We start from the raw sequence: 15,374 nt of genomic DNA, 5'->3' as shown, positions 1-15,374 counted from the left end.
GATTCTCGGCTCATGGGGAACTCAGGATGTCTGGTGGCCCGGTCGGCTTGCGCAAGAAGGGAATCGACGAGGGGTGACTGCGCCAGTTGAGCCGAACGCCGGCCAGATCAAGCCGAGGTCCGCTGGTGACCCGGCGCCCCTCAATCGCTGGGAACGGACGGCCGCCGCGCTCGCCGGCGTGACGGGCAGTGTGGCAGGCGGCGTCGCGGTCTTCGTCACTGACAATCAGGCCGGTACCGCCGCCCTTCTCGTCGCCGGGGTTGCCTTCCTCCTGATTGGAATCCAAGGAACCGCGCTGAAGCGAATCGGGTCAGGCGACCAGGTTGCCGAGTTCGACCTACGCGCAGCCAATGAAGTTGTCGACAAGGCGGAGGCAGTCCGGGCCGCGGGCCAGCCAGAAAGGGACGTCGAAGCGCTAGTCGACGTCGCAATCATGATCGACCCTTCTGTGGAGCACCGACCATTTGTACGAGAGGTCCGCTACGCACAGAGAGTCGGCGAGGCGCTTGATCGGATCTTCGGCCAGAAGTCCGTGCTGAGGGAACCTGTCTGGGACAGGGGTCGAAGGCCCGACTTCCAGTTGGTCGTGAATGGCCACGATATTGATGTCGAAGTACTTCACCACCTCTGGAGCCTGGTCGACCTCGAGCTCATCGCGGAAGAGGCCGCAAGAAGTGGCCAGCCGATTCTCGCGATTTCGGACACGACGGTGCCGCCCTGGGCCATGGAGTTCAACAGTATGGACCATGCCGTTCCGGTCGAAGTTGTGTCGTGGCGTGGCGGCAATGACGACGATCTCCTGCAGCGAGCTGTCTTGCGGTTGTCGCGCTAGCTGTCGACCCCACCCCTACTCGGTCGTAACGCCACTGTCCGAAAAGACGGTATATCGATCATGAAGACAGCACGTCTCGTGACGGCGCTGTTCGCCTCGGTGATTCTACTGGCCGGCTGCGGCCAGAGCGACTCGCCCACACCGGCCGACCTGAGCACCGTGTCCTCAGCATCGCCGACAGTGACAGAACCCGAAGCGTCCGACCCTGAGCCACCCCTAGTAGTGGAACCGGTACCGGCCCTAGTCGAATCGGAGCAGGTCCTCACCGAACCCAACCACTCCGTCGTCGAGGAAGAGCCCTACATCGTTGACTGCCAAGCGGGGATGGGCCCGATCATCACCTACTGGTCGGACGGCACCACAACTGGCTACTCGGACTACTGTCAGTCTGCGCACGATAAGGCTGGTCGGGACGAGGCAGCGGCCAACACCCCGACCTGCGACGGGGTCAAGTGCACGTACCCTAACGGCGCAACGATGCCGGATCCGAATGCCGCGCCCCCAATACCCGACGACCGCTGCACAAACCAGATCAATTATGCGGGAGACCCACGCTCGAATGCTGAGATCAACTCCATCGGTGCAGCGACGGGGCGTTGCCCTGATCCAATCACATAGCCTAGTTGTTGCAGGTCATAACGTTGTAGATACCGGCGAAAGACCGGGCCGCAGACAGCGGACGGGGCCTTCGGTGGCAGGAAGAGAAGCACCACCAACTCGCCCGCCGAAGGAAAGGGCCGTCCGCGCCCCACCGTAATTCGCCGCTGTCCGGCGAAGGAAGCCGCAGGCTTGTCCAGCTGTCTGGTACTGCCCGCCCAGGAAGGGACTCCCCGGATTGGCTGACGAATCAACTGAACTGGAGCAGTTCCCTTCATTGCGGATCAGAGGCCGTCAAGGCAGGAAAGGAGGGCGTGTTCGATTGTGTAGGAGGTGGTCCCCTTCGCGACGAGAGTCAGGTCTGAGTCGAGAAGTGTTACGGCGGGACCCCATTCGCCGGTGGCGATGAAATCCATCGTGAGCACCGCGTGCAGGCCGCGGGCGGCGGCCGACTCGGCGACGTCGATGAGCAGTTGCCGGATCGTTGGCATCGACTCGAACGACAGCGCACGCGATACAGGCACACCACGTGCGTCGAGGTCTACGCCGATTCGCGCGGCCACGTCACCTCGGAGGTTGAGGGGCAGCGTCCCCGGCAGCAAGGTGCGGTAGTCCGCGAGCAGGCTCGCTTCGATGCCGGTGGCGATGTGCTCGGCTGTCGGCATGAGCGCGAACCAGCCGAGACCGGATCCCATCGCATCCTGTTCCAGTGATGCGTCCGACGGCGGGTCCTTCTCAATTCGTCCGTCCTCGACGACGGCACGGAACGCGGCGATGCCAGCAGCCCACCGGGGGATCTCCAACTCGTGAAGATTGTTGTTCCGCACGACGATTCGCTGTGGGTCGAGGCCCGCAGCGGTGAGCGCCTGATCGATGATGCTCTTCGAGTCGACGCTCCACCGGACGACCACTTCACGGGGCCCGAAACTGCACCGCGCAGTGACGGGGATCCGGTGGGCCAGAGCCGCTGGCTGGCCGTCGATCACGATGAGGGCGCCGCCCGCGATGGTGATGGTCGTCGGGATCGGGCCGGCCAGCACGCCCGTGCCGCCGCAGTCGTAGCAGTGACGGTGGTAGTGGCCGGTGCCGGCGCAGGTCGAGCAGTCCTGATTCGGCTCGTACGTACCCACCGGTTCAGCGGTCGCCGCGTCGAGGTCGATGATCCCCGGCGCACCCAGATGTATGCACATGCATTCGCCCAGAACCTGTCCGGTCCCGGCGCAGTCCGTGCACGCACGCTCGGTCAGTGGCGGACGTCGGAGCAGGATTCGGGTGGCGTCCTCGGCCAGCCTCTCGGCATGCCCGACAATGATGTCCCGCACGGCCTGCGGCCAGTTCTGCGCAACGTCTCGCCGGTTTCGCTCTCCGAGACTGTCCCGGTGTTCGTTCGAGTCGGCGTCACCACCGGCCGGATCAGCAGAGTCCGGGTCGAGGTAGCTCAGCAGGGCGTCTGTGCTTGAGAACACTGGGCCCGACTCGAGCCGACGTTCGGGTTGATCGCTGGTGTAGATCTGGTCGCCGATGCCGACCGATCGGTAGTCGGTGCCACCGGTTTCCACTGAACCCCACACCCGGAATCGCAGTCCATCGTCATCGAGTTCGAGCCCGATCCCGCCGTAGCGGGCATACCGCGGGTCCAGCATCGACAACGCGGATTCAAGTGCCGCAGCGTCTGACTCGGCCGATGGTTCGGATGTCGTCATTCGTGCTCTCCGATCACTCGCGCCTGCGGGCATGGGCACACGCTGGGCGGCACCACCTCTGCCGAGCGATGATCGCAGGCAGTGCAGCCCGCCCGGTGCGCTCACCTCGGACTCGTTCCGCACCGATCATGTCCGTGCGTGGGTGTTCATGAATCCAGGGATTGGTCAGCGTGTAGTGAATCATGCTGCAGTGCAATTCGTATCGAATGAACCATCAAATTACATCAACGTGATTCAACTCTTGTCTTCAACCGGTTCCAGCCGGTATGGTGCTCGTTATCGGACGTCAACCCGATAACTGAATACTCACTTTGTTTGTCGAGTACAGGAAGGGTTGACGTCAGATGATCGAGATCAGGGCCGCTCGCTTCGGGCGGCATGTGACCCGAACTGTCGCCCCTGACGAGGTCGTCCGGGTTGAGCTCAGACTCCCCGCACGCACCGCCGCAATGCTTTTCGAGCTCGCTCATCTGCGGGAACGCACCCTCAGCTCGGTCGCCGGTCAGGCGATCAGCGAGTTCGGGCAGCGGAACCCCCTCCACCCAACCGGCGATTCATCGTCGACGCCGCCGTCGGCCGGAGAGTCCGCGAAGGGGGTGGGCGACATGTAATCGGCATGCCCTAGAAATGGAAAAAGCCGGGCGCCAACCCGGCTTGTTTCCTCGAAACTTCGTTCAGCGGCTCGAACCGCTGTCCTAACAAATTCCCTCTGTCAAAGGAGCTTTGTTGTGTCTATTTCATCGTGCCTGAACGGCGATGTCAACCCTGCACGGGCCGGCGTGTTCGGCGGTGGTCTCTGATGGGCCGTCATGTAGCCATGAAGTCCGCCCCACCTGTCGAGCGAGCTGTGCCGACGGCTGCCATGCAACGCGTCTGCAGCAGTCGCACTGACGACGGCGTCGGGTCCTCAGCGGACTTCGCCACGCCGGCAGAGAACAGGCTCTGGACCGGGGTCGACGATGCACACCGCGAGCGCGCCGCTCTGCTCGCCGGGCAGGAGCGCGTGCTCCCGCCCTCGCCGCACACCGAGCAGGCTGTTGCGGTCGCCATCGCACTCTGGGTGCGCACACCGGCACAGACGCCGGCAGCGGACCGAGACGCGGTCACCGCGCTGGCTGCGGTCCTCCAACTCGATGCGGACGATCGTGGACACGTCAGCGTCGAGAAGGCGCTGATGCCACGCGAGCTCGAGCGAGTTTTGGCGATGAACCCACGGGGCTGGTCACCGGTGTCGATCCCGACCTATCGCGCATACCTGACGGCCGCCGGCCGTGTCGTGCACCCGACATTGTTTCCGCCGCTTCGTCGTCGTTCGCTCGTCGAGATCCGGCAGCTGCGCCGGTGGCCGGGGGTGGTCAAGGGTGCGGAGCTTCGCGTCGCCTCACTCGACGACCAGACCAACGCGTACGCGTGGGCTCAGCGGGACAGCTACTTCACGCGCCGCGCGCAAGTCGTGCTCGATCTGGTCACCGGGGCCGGACTGCGTGCAGCCGAGCTGCGACGATTGCGATTCGGTGACATCACCCCACTGGAGCTTCCGGGTGGCGTCGTCGTCGTGGTCGTCGCCGTCAGCTCGTACAGGGGTCGAGTGCGACGGGTACCGATCGTCGACGACGGCAAAGCGATGCGGCTACTGAAGGTGTGTGACGGGAAACGCGCGGACGCGTTTGTGCTGGCTCCGGACGGTGTTCACGTCGAGCGCAATGCAGTGAATCGAATTTCCGAGCGCCTGTGCCAACATGGTTGCCCGCCAATTGATTTCGAGGCCCTGCGCAATCGGTGGGTCGTCGACCTGGCGAGTGTCGTTCCCGCCGCGATCTTCATGGCTCTTGCCGACGTGTCGCTCGAGGATCTCCAGCGGCTGGTGCGCGCGTTCGAGGTGGTTGAGGACCTCGACGTGCTGAGCACCTACCTGCGGGCGGTGCAGCCATGATTACACCTATCACTCGTGAGTATGAGCTTGACGCCGCCATTTTCGGTGAGGCTCTGGCCATCATCGACCGCGGCGGCGCCGACCGACTCATCGAGCAGTACTGGGAGGACAGCCGCGGCGTCGGCGGCCGAACGCCGAAGGGTCCGCGCTACACAATCCGCGCGGTGCTGGTCGCCGCCCTGACCTTGCTGATACTGGGGCGGACGGTCAGTATCAAGCAGATCCTTTCTGCCATAGCGAACTTCACCGAGCCCCAGTTGGCTGCGGTCGGGATGGCCGGCGAGGACCTGTCGGTGGTTCTGGGGCGTTGGCGGCGTGAGTACAAGGTCTTCCAGAAGTGGCTGACCGACCGTCTGGAACCACTCGACTCCGGGCCAGACCTACCCGCCAGGCGGATCACCAACGCGGCGCACCGTCGACAACTCAGCGGCCGCACCGCCAAGCAACGCGCCAGAAGCGCCGTAGGGCTCGAGCGGGCGAGGACTGTGATCAACAGGATCGTCGCCGGCAGCATCATTGAACCCCGACCCGAGGGTTGTGTGGGGGACGTGGTGGCCGACGAGACGATCATCCGACTGGCCGGCCCGTCCGCCGGCCTGGGCAGTCGACCCGACAAGAACCGGGGCGCTGCGTACCTCGGCAATTACCACGTCCAGAGCAGGAAGAAGGTGGACAGCACCGGTGCGACGATCATCGAGACCCACAAAGCAGGCTTCAGCGTCGGTGTTACGGCGTTGACGCGGGTCGGTCCCCGCCACGCCCTGCACTCGGTGACCCCGGTGATCACGGCGATCGACATCCACTTCCCGAACGCGGCAGACGTGGCCGGGTTGGCTCACGCACTCGCGCACCACATCCGCAACGGCTTCGACTGCCGACGTGGTGGGCGTCATGCCTGGCCACTGCTGACCACCGACATGGGATACATCGCCGCGAACGACTTCGCCCGGTTGATGCTCGATCGGGAGTACGCGCATGTCTCGCGGTACCCGAAGCACTGGGGGATGGTCCTACCGTCGGCGAATGCTCTCGGGGCGCCGTCCGAGCAGTTGCCAGGTCCGGTGCAGGGATACGGGGCCTTCTACTGCCCGGCGGCAATGCCGAAGCTCAAAGGCGGTCTCGTTCACCGCACACTCGATCTCCTGGACGGCGACGGGTTCCGCAGGCACGATCGGCGACTGGCCAACGTCCTGCCTTTGTTGATGGGCACGAACTCACGTCCCAAGCTCGCTCGCCCGACACGGGGGCGGCCGAGGCTTGGCGATCCGGCGCCAGACAAGGTCGTCAAGATCGACGTTGTCTGCCCGGCGGTGCAGGGACGCTGTCGATGCCCACTGAAGCCGGCATCGATGGACACGGCACCTGTCGACGCGCCACTGGTTGAACCGACTTGGGCGGCGGCGCAGTACACGTGCTGCGAGAAGTCCTCGACAACGGTGTCTCTGACCGCCGAGCAGTTCAAACGGGCGCAGTTCGGCCTGGTGCCAGGCTCATGGGAACACGCAACGTACTACGAGGCCGCCAGGTCGCTGACGGAGCAACGCTTCAGCATCCTGAAATCGCAGCACGTCACGGGCTACCAGACTCTGACCTGGGCACCGCGCCGAGAGCCGATGATCAAACTGATCATCGCGCTGACGTTCGCCGCCGCCAACCGGACCGCGCAAGGACGCAGTATAGGAGAAATCTCACAGCGCGAGGAGTCGATCGACATCCGTATGCGCCAACTCACTCGGGACCTCGGGCACGATCCGACCAGGACGCCACCCCGAACCTGACACAACAAGCGCTCCGAGGGGGCGATCGGCCCAGGCCGATCGCCCCCTCGGCGTGTGTGCGGGCGCAGGAAATCCCCGGGACAATCGTTAGTACATGCATTCGAATATGGCCGATTCGCTGCCTGCGCTGTCAGCGAGGTATCCGCGGTCGCGGTGTCGGCCGGCTGGGGAGGTGAACCCCGGTGGAGCTCCGGGTCAGTGCGGATTCGTGTTCGTCCTGGTCAGGGCTGTGGATAATCTCGGGAATCCTGGGAGCAAAGCTTTGGACGCCCGTGGTGGTTCGCTGGGCTGGCCAGGGTTCGTGTACCGCTCACCAGAGCAGTTCGATGAACTGCCACGAACGAGGTCACGAACTCCGAGGAGATCGTGACCTCGTTCTTTTTTGGTTGATATGGCCCGACGTGTGTGGCAGGCGGGAAGGCTCGTGACGTCGCTCACAATCCAGTGAGGTCACGATCCGGTCACGCTATGGTTACCGGCAACACTGACCGCAGCTGACTTGATCGCTGCGGTCAGTCGTCATTTCGGGGCCTTTTCGCGGTCCCGCGTCATCCGAGCCTGGTCACCAGGCCGATCGCGACATCCCGCAACGGCGTCAGCCGGGTTGTGGTCGCCACCCTCCCCATGGTCCGCGAGGCGCGCACCAGCGCACGGGTGGGCCGTCGACGGCACCGGTCGTAACGACGCAGGGCCTCGGGCACGTCCGCGCTCTCCGTCAGCGCTCTGCCGAGGGCCACCGCGTCGATCATCGCCTCGCACGCCCCGCGGCCCAGGTTCGGTGCCATCGCGTGTGCCGCGTCGCCGATCAGGGCCACGTTGCCCCGTACGTACGAGGGCAGCGGCGGGCTCTCGTAGAGGTCGTGGTGGAGCAGCGTGGCGGGGTCGAGTCGATCGAGGATCGTCCGGACCTCGGAGTGCCAGCCGCCGAAGCGCTCGCGCAGGAAGGCGGCTCCGCCGTCGACCGCGTCGGGTTCGACGCGGACCGCGGCGAAGAAGTTCGTCAGGCCACCGTCGCGTGGGCTGATCCCGAAGAGTGCGCCGTCGCCCCAGGTCTCGGCGGAGCTGTCGGCGGTGCCGGACACCCAGCCCCGCCAGGCGGCCATCCCGAGCGGGCGGGGGCGGTAACGCTCGCCTAACACCGCGTCCCGGATCCGGCTGTTGATGCCGTCCGCGGCGATCACGACGTCGGCCCCGTCGCCGCACCGGTCCCCGGTGGTGTCGTAGCGCAGCACTCCCGGACCGAGGGGCGCGGCCAGGGTGGTCAGCAGCGCGGGCCGCGACAGCAGGGTGGTGGACCCGCCCCGCACCGTGACGCGGGCGATGGCGGTGCCGTCCGAGCGGAGCAGGGCGCCGGACGACTGCGAGACGCCGAGCTCCCGGACCCGGTCGCCGAGTCCGATCGCGTCGAGGGCGGCGAGCGCCTGCGGCCACAGGCCGAGCGCGGTGCCGGTGTCGGGCAGCGTGTCGGCGCGCTCGTGCACCCGAACCTCCCATCCGGCCCGGATCAGGTAGTTCGCGGCCGTGAGTCCGCCGATGCCGCCGCCGACGACGGTTGCTGTTCCCCTCATGCCTGACACGCTACTACGGATGTAGTAGCGATACTACTGTTGTAGTGTCGCGGCATGTCCGGTAAGCGTGAGCGCGTCCTCGACGCCGCCATCGAGGTGCTCGGCACGCGCGGCCTGCGTGGGCTCACGCACCGGGCCGTGGACGAGGTCGCCGGCATCCCGCAGGGCTCCACCTCGAACTACTTCCGGACCAGGGAATCGCTGCTGGAGGCGGTCATGCACCGTCTCGTCGAGCGCGATCGCGAGGACTGGAGCGCGCTCGCGGCGGTGCCCACGCCGGCCTCGGTGGACGAGTTCGTCGACGGGATGGCCGCGTTCGTCCGGTCGGCCACCGGACCGGACCGGATTCGGACCGCCGCTCGGTACGCACTGGTCGTCGCCGCGGTGGCGGAGCCGGCGCTGGCCGCCCCGCTCGGCCGGGCCAGGGGCGAGCTCCTCTCCTGGGCGACCGGCCTGCTCGCGGGGCTCGGTGCGGCCGAGCCGGAGCGCGAGTGCCGAATCCTGGCGGACTACGTGGACGGGATGATCCTGCATCAGTTGTCAACGCCCGCAGCACAATTCGATCCCTCAGGCGAGATCGAGACGCTCGCGCGGGCCCTGTTCGGGGCGGATTCCGGCTGCCCCTGAGCCCCGGGGATTCCCGACCTATGCACTGGTCAGGCGGCCAAAAAGGCTAACCTAAGTTGGCGCTCAACGGGGGTGCTGAATTATCGTGTTCGGAACATGCTGGACACACAACCGTCCAGATAGTCACTCAGCCACGTCGGCGGAGGCGGGGACACATCCCGGTCACCGTCTGCCGCCGCAGCTGAATGGGCGCGCCGGCCCAGTGTTGCGTCGGCGCTTTGTATTGCCACGTGATGGCCATCAGCGTTGCTGGTCGTCTGTGCATCTGACGCACACGAAGGCTAGGTATGAAGCAATTTCCAGGCCACAGGTCTCCCGGACCCCAGGGCCTCTATGACCCCGCGAACGAGCACGACGCCTGTGGTGTCGCGTTCGTCGTCGACATGCACGGGCGGCGCAGCCGCGACATCGTCGAGAAGGCCATCACCGCGCTGGTGAACCTCGAACACCGTGGTGCTGCCGGTTCCGAGCCGAACACCGGCGACGGCGCGGGCATCATGCTGCAGGTCCCGGACTCGTTCCTGCGCGCGGTCGTCGACTTCGACCTGCCCGCCGAGGGTGCCTACGCGACCGGTATCGGGTTCCTCCCGCAGGCCGCCGCGGCCGCCGACGAGGCCGCCGCGGGCGTCGAGAAGATCGCCGCAGAGGAGGGCCTGACGGTCCTCGGCTGGCGCGAAGTCCCGACCGACGACTCCTCGCTCGGTGCGATGGCGCGCGACGCGATGCCGACGTTCCGGCAGGTCTTCGTCGTGGCGGCCGACGCGTCGGTCACCGGCATGGCCCTGGAGCGGCGCGCCTACGTGGTCCGCAAGCGCGTCGAGCACGAGCTCGGCGACGGCGGGGCGGGCGCGGACGGCCCTGGCCGGGAGTCGGTGTACTTCCCGAGCCTGTCCGGCCAGACCATCGTCTACAAGGGCATGCTCACCACGCCGCAGCTCAAGAGCTTCTACCTGGACCTCCAGGACGAGCGGATGGAGTCGGCGCTCGGCCTCGTGCACTCGCGCTTCTCCACCAACACCTTCCCGTCGTGGCCGCTGGCGCACCCGTTCCGGCGCGTCGCGCACAACGGTGAGATCAACACCGTCACCGGCAACGAGAACTGGATGCGCGCTCGCGAGTCGCTCATCGAGTCCGATGTGTTCGGTGCAGGCGCGCTCGAGAAGATCTTCCCGATCTGCACCCCGGGTGCCAGCGACACCGCGCGCTTCGACGAGGTGCTCGAGATGCTGCATCTCGGTGGCCGCAGCCTCCCGCACTCGGTGCTGATGATGATCCCCGAGGCGTGGGAGCGGCACGAGAGCATGGACCCGGCCCGCCGGGCGTTCTACGAGTACCACTCCACGCTGATGGAGCCCTGGGACGGACCCGCCTCGGTGTGCTTCACCGACGGCACCGTCATCGGCGCCGTGCTGGACCGCAACGGTCTGCGCCCGAGCCGCATCTGGGTGACCGACGACGGACTGGTCGTGATGGCCTCCGAGGTCGGCGTCCTCGACATCGATCCCGCCAAGGTGATCAAGAAGGTCCGCCTGCAGCCGGGCCGGATGTTCCTGGTCGACACCGCGCAGGGCCGGATCATCAGCGACGACGAGATCAAGTCGGAGCTGGCGGCCGAGCACCCCTACCAGGAGTGGCTCGACGCCGGGCTCGTCCACATGGCCGACCTGCCCGAGCGCGACCACGTGCACATGAACCACGAGCGGGTGCTGATCCGTCAGCAGATGTTCGGGTACACCAACGAGGAACTGAACGTCCTCATCGCGCCGATGGCCAAGACCGGCGGTGAGGCACTCGGTTCGATGGGCACCGACACCCCGATCGCGGTCCTGTCGGCCCGCCCGCGCCTGCTGTTCGACTACTTCTCGCAGCTGTTCGCGCAGGTGACCAACCCGCCGCTGGACGCGATCCGCGAAGAGGTCGTCACCAGCCTCGGCGGCAGCATGGGACCGGAGGGCGACCTGCTCCACCCGGGCCCGGCGTCCTGCCGCCTGCTGGCGCTGCCGCAGCCGATCCTGAACAACGACGACCTCGCCAAGCTGGTCCACGTCAACGACGACGGTGACTTCCCCGGCCTGCGTTCGGTGGTCGTGCCCGGCCTGTACCGGGTCGCCGACGGCGGCAAGGGCCTGCGCAAGGCGCTCGACGACATCCGTCACCAGGTGTCCGAGGCGATCGCGGGCGGGGCCCGGATCATCGTGCTCTCCGACCGGAACTCGAACGAGACGTTCGCCCCGATCCCGTCGCTGCTGCTGACCTCGGCCGTGCACCACCACCTGGTCCGGGAGCGCTCGCGCACCAAGGTCGGACTTGTCATCGAGACCGGTGACGCCCGCGAGGTGCACCACATGGCCACGCTCGTCGGCTTCGGCGCCGCGGCCATCAACCCGTACATGGCCTTCGAGACGATCGAGGACATGATCGAGGGCGGCGACCTCACCGGCATCGCCTTCGAGGACGCGGTCAAGAACTACATCAAGGCCGCGGGCAAGGGCGTGCTGAAGGTGATGTCCAAGATGGGCATCTCCACGCTCGCCTCCTACACCGGCGCGCAGCTGTTCCAGGTGATCGGCCTGTCGCAGGAGCTGGTGGACGAGTACTTCACCGGGCTGAACTCCAGCCTCGGCGGTATCGGCCTCGACGAGCTCGCCGCGGACATCTCCATCCGGCACGCGGCCGCGTACCTGAACCGTCCCGAGGAGCGCGCGCACCGCGAGCTCGAGGTGGGCGGCGAGTACCAGTGGCGTCGCGAGGGCGAGTACCACCTGTTCAACCCGGACACGGTGTTCAAGCTCCAGCACGCCACCCGTACCGGCCAGTACTCGATCTTCAAGGAGTACACCAAGCTCGTCGACGACCAGTCGGAGCGCCTGGCTTCCCTGCGTGGCCTGTTCAAGTTCAAGAGCGGTGTGCGCCAGCCGATCTCGATCGACGAGGTGGAGCCCGCCTCCGAGATCGTCAAGCGCTTCTCGACCGGTGCGATGAGCTACGGCTCCATCTCCGCCGAGGCGCACGAGACGCTGGCCATCGCGATGAACCGTCTCGGCGGCCGCTCCAACTCGGGTGAGGGCGGAGAGCATCCGTCGCGCTTCGAGGTGGAGGCGAACGGCGACTGGCGTCGGTCCGCGATCAAGCAGGTCGCGTCCGGCCGGTTCGGTGTGACCGCGCACTACCTCAGCAACTGCACCGACATCCAGATCAAGATGGCGCAGGGTGCCAAGCCAGGCGAGGGCGGCCAGCTGCCGCCGCACAAGGTGTACCCGTGGGTCGCCGAGGTGCGCGGGTCCACCCCGGGCGTCGGCCTCATCTCGCCGCCGCCGCACCACGACATCTACTCGATCGAGGATCTCGCGCAGCTGATCCACGACCTGAAGAACGCGAATCCCGCAGCTCGGATCCACGTCAAGCTGGTCTCCGAGATCGGTGTCGGCACCGTCGCCGCGGGCGTCTCCAAGGCGCACGCCGACGTGGTGCTGATCTCCGGTCACGACGGCGGCACCGGCGCCACCCCGCTGACCTCGGTCAAGCACGCGGGCGCGCCGTGGGAGCTCGGCCTCGCCGAGACCCAGCAGACGCTGCTGCTCAACGGTCTTCGCGACCGGATCGTGGTGCAGGTCGACGGCCAGCTCAAGACGGGCCGCGACGTGATCATCGCCACGCTGCTCGGTGGCGAGGAGTTCGGATTCGCCACCGCGCCGCTGGTGGTCTCCGGCTGCATCATGATGCGCGTGTGCCACCTCGACACCTGCCCCGTGGGCGTCGCGACCCAGAACCCGGTGCTGCGCAAGCGTTTCGCGGGCAAGCCCGAGTTCGTGGAGAACTTCTTCATGTTCATCGCGGAGGAGGTGCGTGAGCTCCTCGCCGAGCTCGGCTTCCGCACCATCAACGAGGCGGTCGGCCAGGTCGACGCGCTGGACACCACCGAGGCGCTCGAGCACTGGAAGGCATCCAAGCTCGACCTGTCGCCGATCCTGGCGAAGACCGAGTCGTCCTTCATGGATCAGGACCTGTACTGCACCGGTTCGCAGGACCACGGGCTCGAGAAGGCGCTCGACCAGCAGTTGATCGCACAGAGTCGTGCGGCCATCGACAGCGGTCAGCCGGTGAAGTTCGAGTCGAAGATCACCAACGTCAACCGGACGGTCGGCACCATGCTCGGCCACGAGGTGACCAAGGTGTACGGCGGTGCGGGCCTGCCCGAGGACACCATCGACATCACCTTCACCGGATCCGCGGGCAACAGCTTCGGCGCCTTCGTCCCGAAGGGCATGACGTTGCGCCTGCACGGCGACGCCAACGACTTCGTCGGCAAGGGACTGTCGGGTGGACGCATCGTGGTGCGCCCGCCGCTGCAGGCCGCCGACGGGTTCGTCGCCGAGGAGAACATCATCGCGGGCAACGTGATCCTGTTCGGCGCCACCGGCGGCGAGGCCCTGATCCGCGGCATCGCGGGTGAGCGTTTCGCGGTCCGGAACTCCGGCGCGACCGCGGTGGTCGAGGGCGTGGGCGACCACGCCTGCGAGTACATGACCGGTGGACGGGTGGTCGTGCTCGGCGCGACCGGACGCAACTTCGGTGCCGGCATGTCCGGTGGCGTGGCGTTCGTCTACAACCCGGAGAAGGCCTTCGAGAAGGACCTCAACACGGAACTGGTCGATCTCGAGGACCTCGAGCACGAGGACTTCGGCTGGCTGAAGGGTGCCATCGAACGGCACCGGGACGAGACCGGCTCCGAGGTTGCCGCGCGCATCCTCTCGGATTGGTCTCAGCAGGTGAATCACTTCGTGAAGGTGATGCCGCGCGACTACAAGAAGGTGCTCGTGGCGATCGACACCGCGAAGAAGAACGGAACTGACGTGGACGAGGCAATCATGGAGGCAGCTCGTGGGTGATCCAAGCGGCTTCCTCAAGCACACCTCGCGCGAATTGCCGGTCCGGCGGCCGGTGCCGCTGCGACTGATGGACTGGAAGGAGGTGTACGAGGACTTCGATTCGAAGACCCTCCGCACCCAGGCCAGCCGATGCATGGACTGCGGTATCCCGTTCTGCCACAACGGTTGCCCGCTCGGGAATCTGATTCCCGAGTGGAACGACCTGGTGCACAAGGATCGCTGGCGCGACAGCATCGACCGTTTGCACGCGACCAACAACTTCCCGGAGTTCACCGGTCGGTTGTGCCCGGCGCCCTGCGAGGCGTCCTGCGTGCTCGGCATCAACCAGGATCCGGTCACCATCAAGCAGGTCGAGGTCGAGATCATCGACCGCGCCTTCGACGAGGGCTGGGTCAAGCCGGTGCGGCCGTCCAGCCTGACCGGTAAGAAGATCGCGATCGTCGGTTCCGGGCCCGCCGGCCTGGCCGCGGCGCAGCAGCTCACCAGGGCCGGTCACACCGTGACCGTGTTCGAGCGGGCCGACCGCATCGGTGGTCTGCTCCGCTACGGCATCCCCGAGTTCAAGATGGAGAAGCGCCACATCGACCGGCGCCTCGTCCAGATGGAGTCCGAGGGCACCATCTTCCGCCCGGGAGTCAATGTCGGCGTGGACATCTCGGCGGATCAGCTGCGCGCGGACTTCGACGCCGTGGTGCTGGCCGGCGGCGCAACCGAGGCGCGCGACCTGCCGATCCCCGGCCGCGAGCTGGACGGCATCCATCAGGCGATGGAGTTCCTGCCGATCGCCAACCGCGTGCAGCTCGGCGATGCGGACGCACCGTCGATCACCGCGGAGGGCAAGAAGGTCGTCATCATCGGTGGCGGCGACACCGGCGCCGACTGCCTGGGCACCTCGCTGCGCCAGGGCGCGGAGCTGGTGCACCAGTTCGAGATCATGCCGCGTCCGCCGGAGGCCCGCGCGGACTCCACCCCGTGGCCGACGTACCCGCTCATGTACCGGGTCTCCTCGGCACACGAGGAGGGCGGCGAGCGGGTGTTCGCGGTGAACACCGAGCAGTTCTCCGGAGTGGACGGCAAGGTCACCGGCCTCAGGGCGCACGAGGTCAAGATGGTCGGCGGCCGCTTCGAGAAGCAGGAGGGCACCGACTTCGAGCTCGAGGCCGACCTGGTTCTGCTGGCGATGGGCTTCGTCGGACCGGAGAAGCCGGGCCTGCTGACGGACCTGGGCGTCGACCTGAACGAGCGCGGCAACGTGACCCGTTCCGGCGAGTGGGCGACCAGCGTGGACGGCGTGTTCGTGGCCGGTGACATGGGCCGCGGCCAGTCGCTCATCGTGTGGGCCATCGCGGAGGGTCGCGCCTGCGCGGCCGCCGTCGACAAGTTCCTCGAGGGCGAGACCGCGCTGCCGTCGCCGATCGTTCCCACGGCGGCACCGCAGCGATGATCA

General features: G+C 66.7%; 10 protein-coding genes. 7 read left to right on the top strand and 3 right to left on the bottom strand.

Translation table 11 applies throughout. The features are described 5' to 3' along the window. Positions 1-73 precede the first annotated feature (73 nt). Positions 74-832, top strand: a complete 759-nt coding sequence (locus FCG67_RS03785; protein ID WP_136907320.1) for a hypothetical protein — start codon at positions 74-76, stop codon at positions 830-832. A 60-nt stretch (positions 833-892) separates the two neighbouring features. Beyond that, positions 893-1,450 carry a hypothetical protein gene (locus tag FCG67_RS03780; protein ID WP_136907318.1) on the top strand — a complete coding sequence of 186 codons (558 nt, stop codon included), beginning with the start codon at positions 893-895 and terminating at the stop codon, positions 1,448-1,450. Positions 1,451-1,713: 263 nt separating this feature from the next. On the opposite strand, the gene FCG67_RS03775 is transcribed toward FCG67_RS03780, so the two are convergent. Both FCG67_RS03775 and FCG67_RS03770 read right to left on the bottom strand, forming a co-directional pair. After that, positions 1,714-3,132 carry a CCHC-type zinc finger protein gene (locus tag FCG67_RS03775; protein ID WP_136907316.1) on the bottom strand — a complete coding sequence of 473 codons (1,419 nt, stop codon included), beginning with the start codon at positions 3,130-3,132 and terminating at the stop codon, positions 1,714-1,716. 224 nt (positions 3,133-3,356) lie between these two features. After that, on the bottom strand, positions 3,357-3,602 hold the full coding sequence (locus tag FCG67_RS03770) for a hypothetical protein (protein ID WP_136907314.1): 246 nt from the start codon (positions 3,600-3,602) through the stop codon (positions 3,357-3,359). 758 nt (positions 3,603-4,360) lie between these two features. Here FCG67_RS03770 and FCG67_RS24880 point away from each other — a divergent pair. Further along, positions 4,361-5,065 (top strand): site-specific integrase, encoded by a 705-nt coding sequence (locus FCG67_RS24880; RefSeq protein WP_169310437.1) that lies wholly within the window; start codon positions 4,361-4,363, stop codon positions 5,063-5,065. Between the two features lie 164 nt (positions 5,066-5,229). Beyond that, the gene (locus tag FCG67_RS03760; protein ID WP_246044818.1) at positions 5,230-6,843 is read left to right on the top strand and encodes a hypothetical protein; all 1,614 of its coding nucleotides are present in this window, start codon (positions 5,230-5,232) and stop codon (positions 6,841-6,843) included. A 548-nt stretch (positions 6,844-7,391) separates the two neighbouring features. Here FCG67_RS03760 and FCG67_RS03755 read toward each other — a convergent pair. After that, positions 7,392-8,411 (bottom strand): FAD-dependent monooxygenase, encoded by a 1,020-nt coding sequence (locus FCG67_RS03755; RefSeq protein ID WP_136907308.1) that lies wholly within the window; start codon positions 8,409-8,411, stop codon positions 7,392-7,394. A 54-nt stretch (positions 8,412-8,465) separates the two neighbouring features. On the opposite strand from FCG67_RS03755, the gene FCG67_RS03750 reads away from it, so the two are divergent. The 3 genes from FCG67_RS03750 to FCG67_RS03740 all read left to right on the top strand — a co-directional run bounded on the left by FCG67_RS03750 (position 8,466) and on the right by FCG67_RS03740 (position 15,371). Continuing rightward, positions 8,466-9,038: a TetR/AcrR family transcriptional regulator gene (locus tag FCG67_RS03750; protein ID WP_136907306.1), complete on the top strand. Its 573-nt coding sequence runs from the start codon at positions 8,466-8,468 to the stop codon at positions 9,036-9,038. 287 nt (positions 9,039-9,325) lie between these two features. Then, positions 9,326-13,927 carry a glutamate synthase large subunit gene (gltB, locus tag FCG67_RS03745; protein ID WP_136907304.1) on the top strand — a complete coding sequence of 1,534 codons (4,602 nt, stop codon included), beginning with the start codon at positions 9,326-9,328 and terminating at the stop codon, positions 13,925-13,927. Next, on the top strand, positions 13,920-15,371 hold the full coding sequence (locus FCG67_RS03740) for a glutamate synthase subunit beta (RefSeq protein ID WP_097210720.1): 1,452 nt from the start codon (positions 13,920-13,922) through the stop codon (positions 15,369-15,371). The genes gltB and FCG67_RS03740 overlap by 8 nt, the downstream gene beginning before the upstream one ends. Positions 15,372-15,374: the final 3 nt, after the last annotated feature.

Origin of the sequence: Rhodococcus oryzae, from assembly GCF_005049235.1 — a bacterium.
Taxonomy (GTDB): domain Bacteria; phylum Actinomycetota; class Actinomycetes; order Mycobacteriales; family Mycobacteriaceae; genus Rhodococcus_G; species Rhodococcus_G oryzae.
The sequence above is the reverse complement of the archived record's forward strand: the minus strand, read 5'-3'. Positions and strand labels throughout refer to the sequence as shown.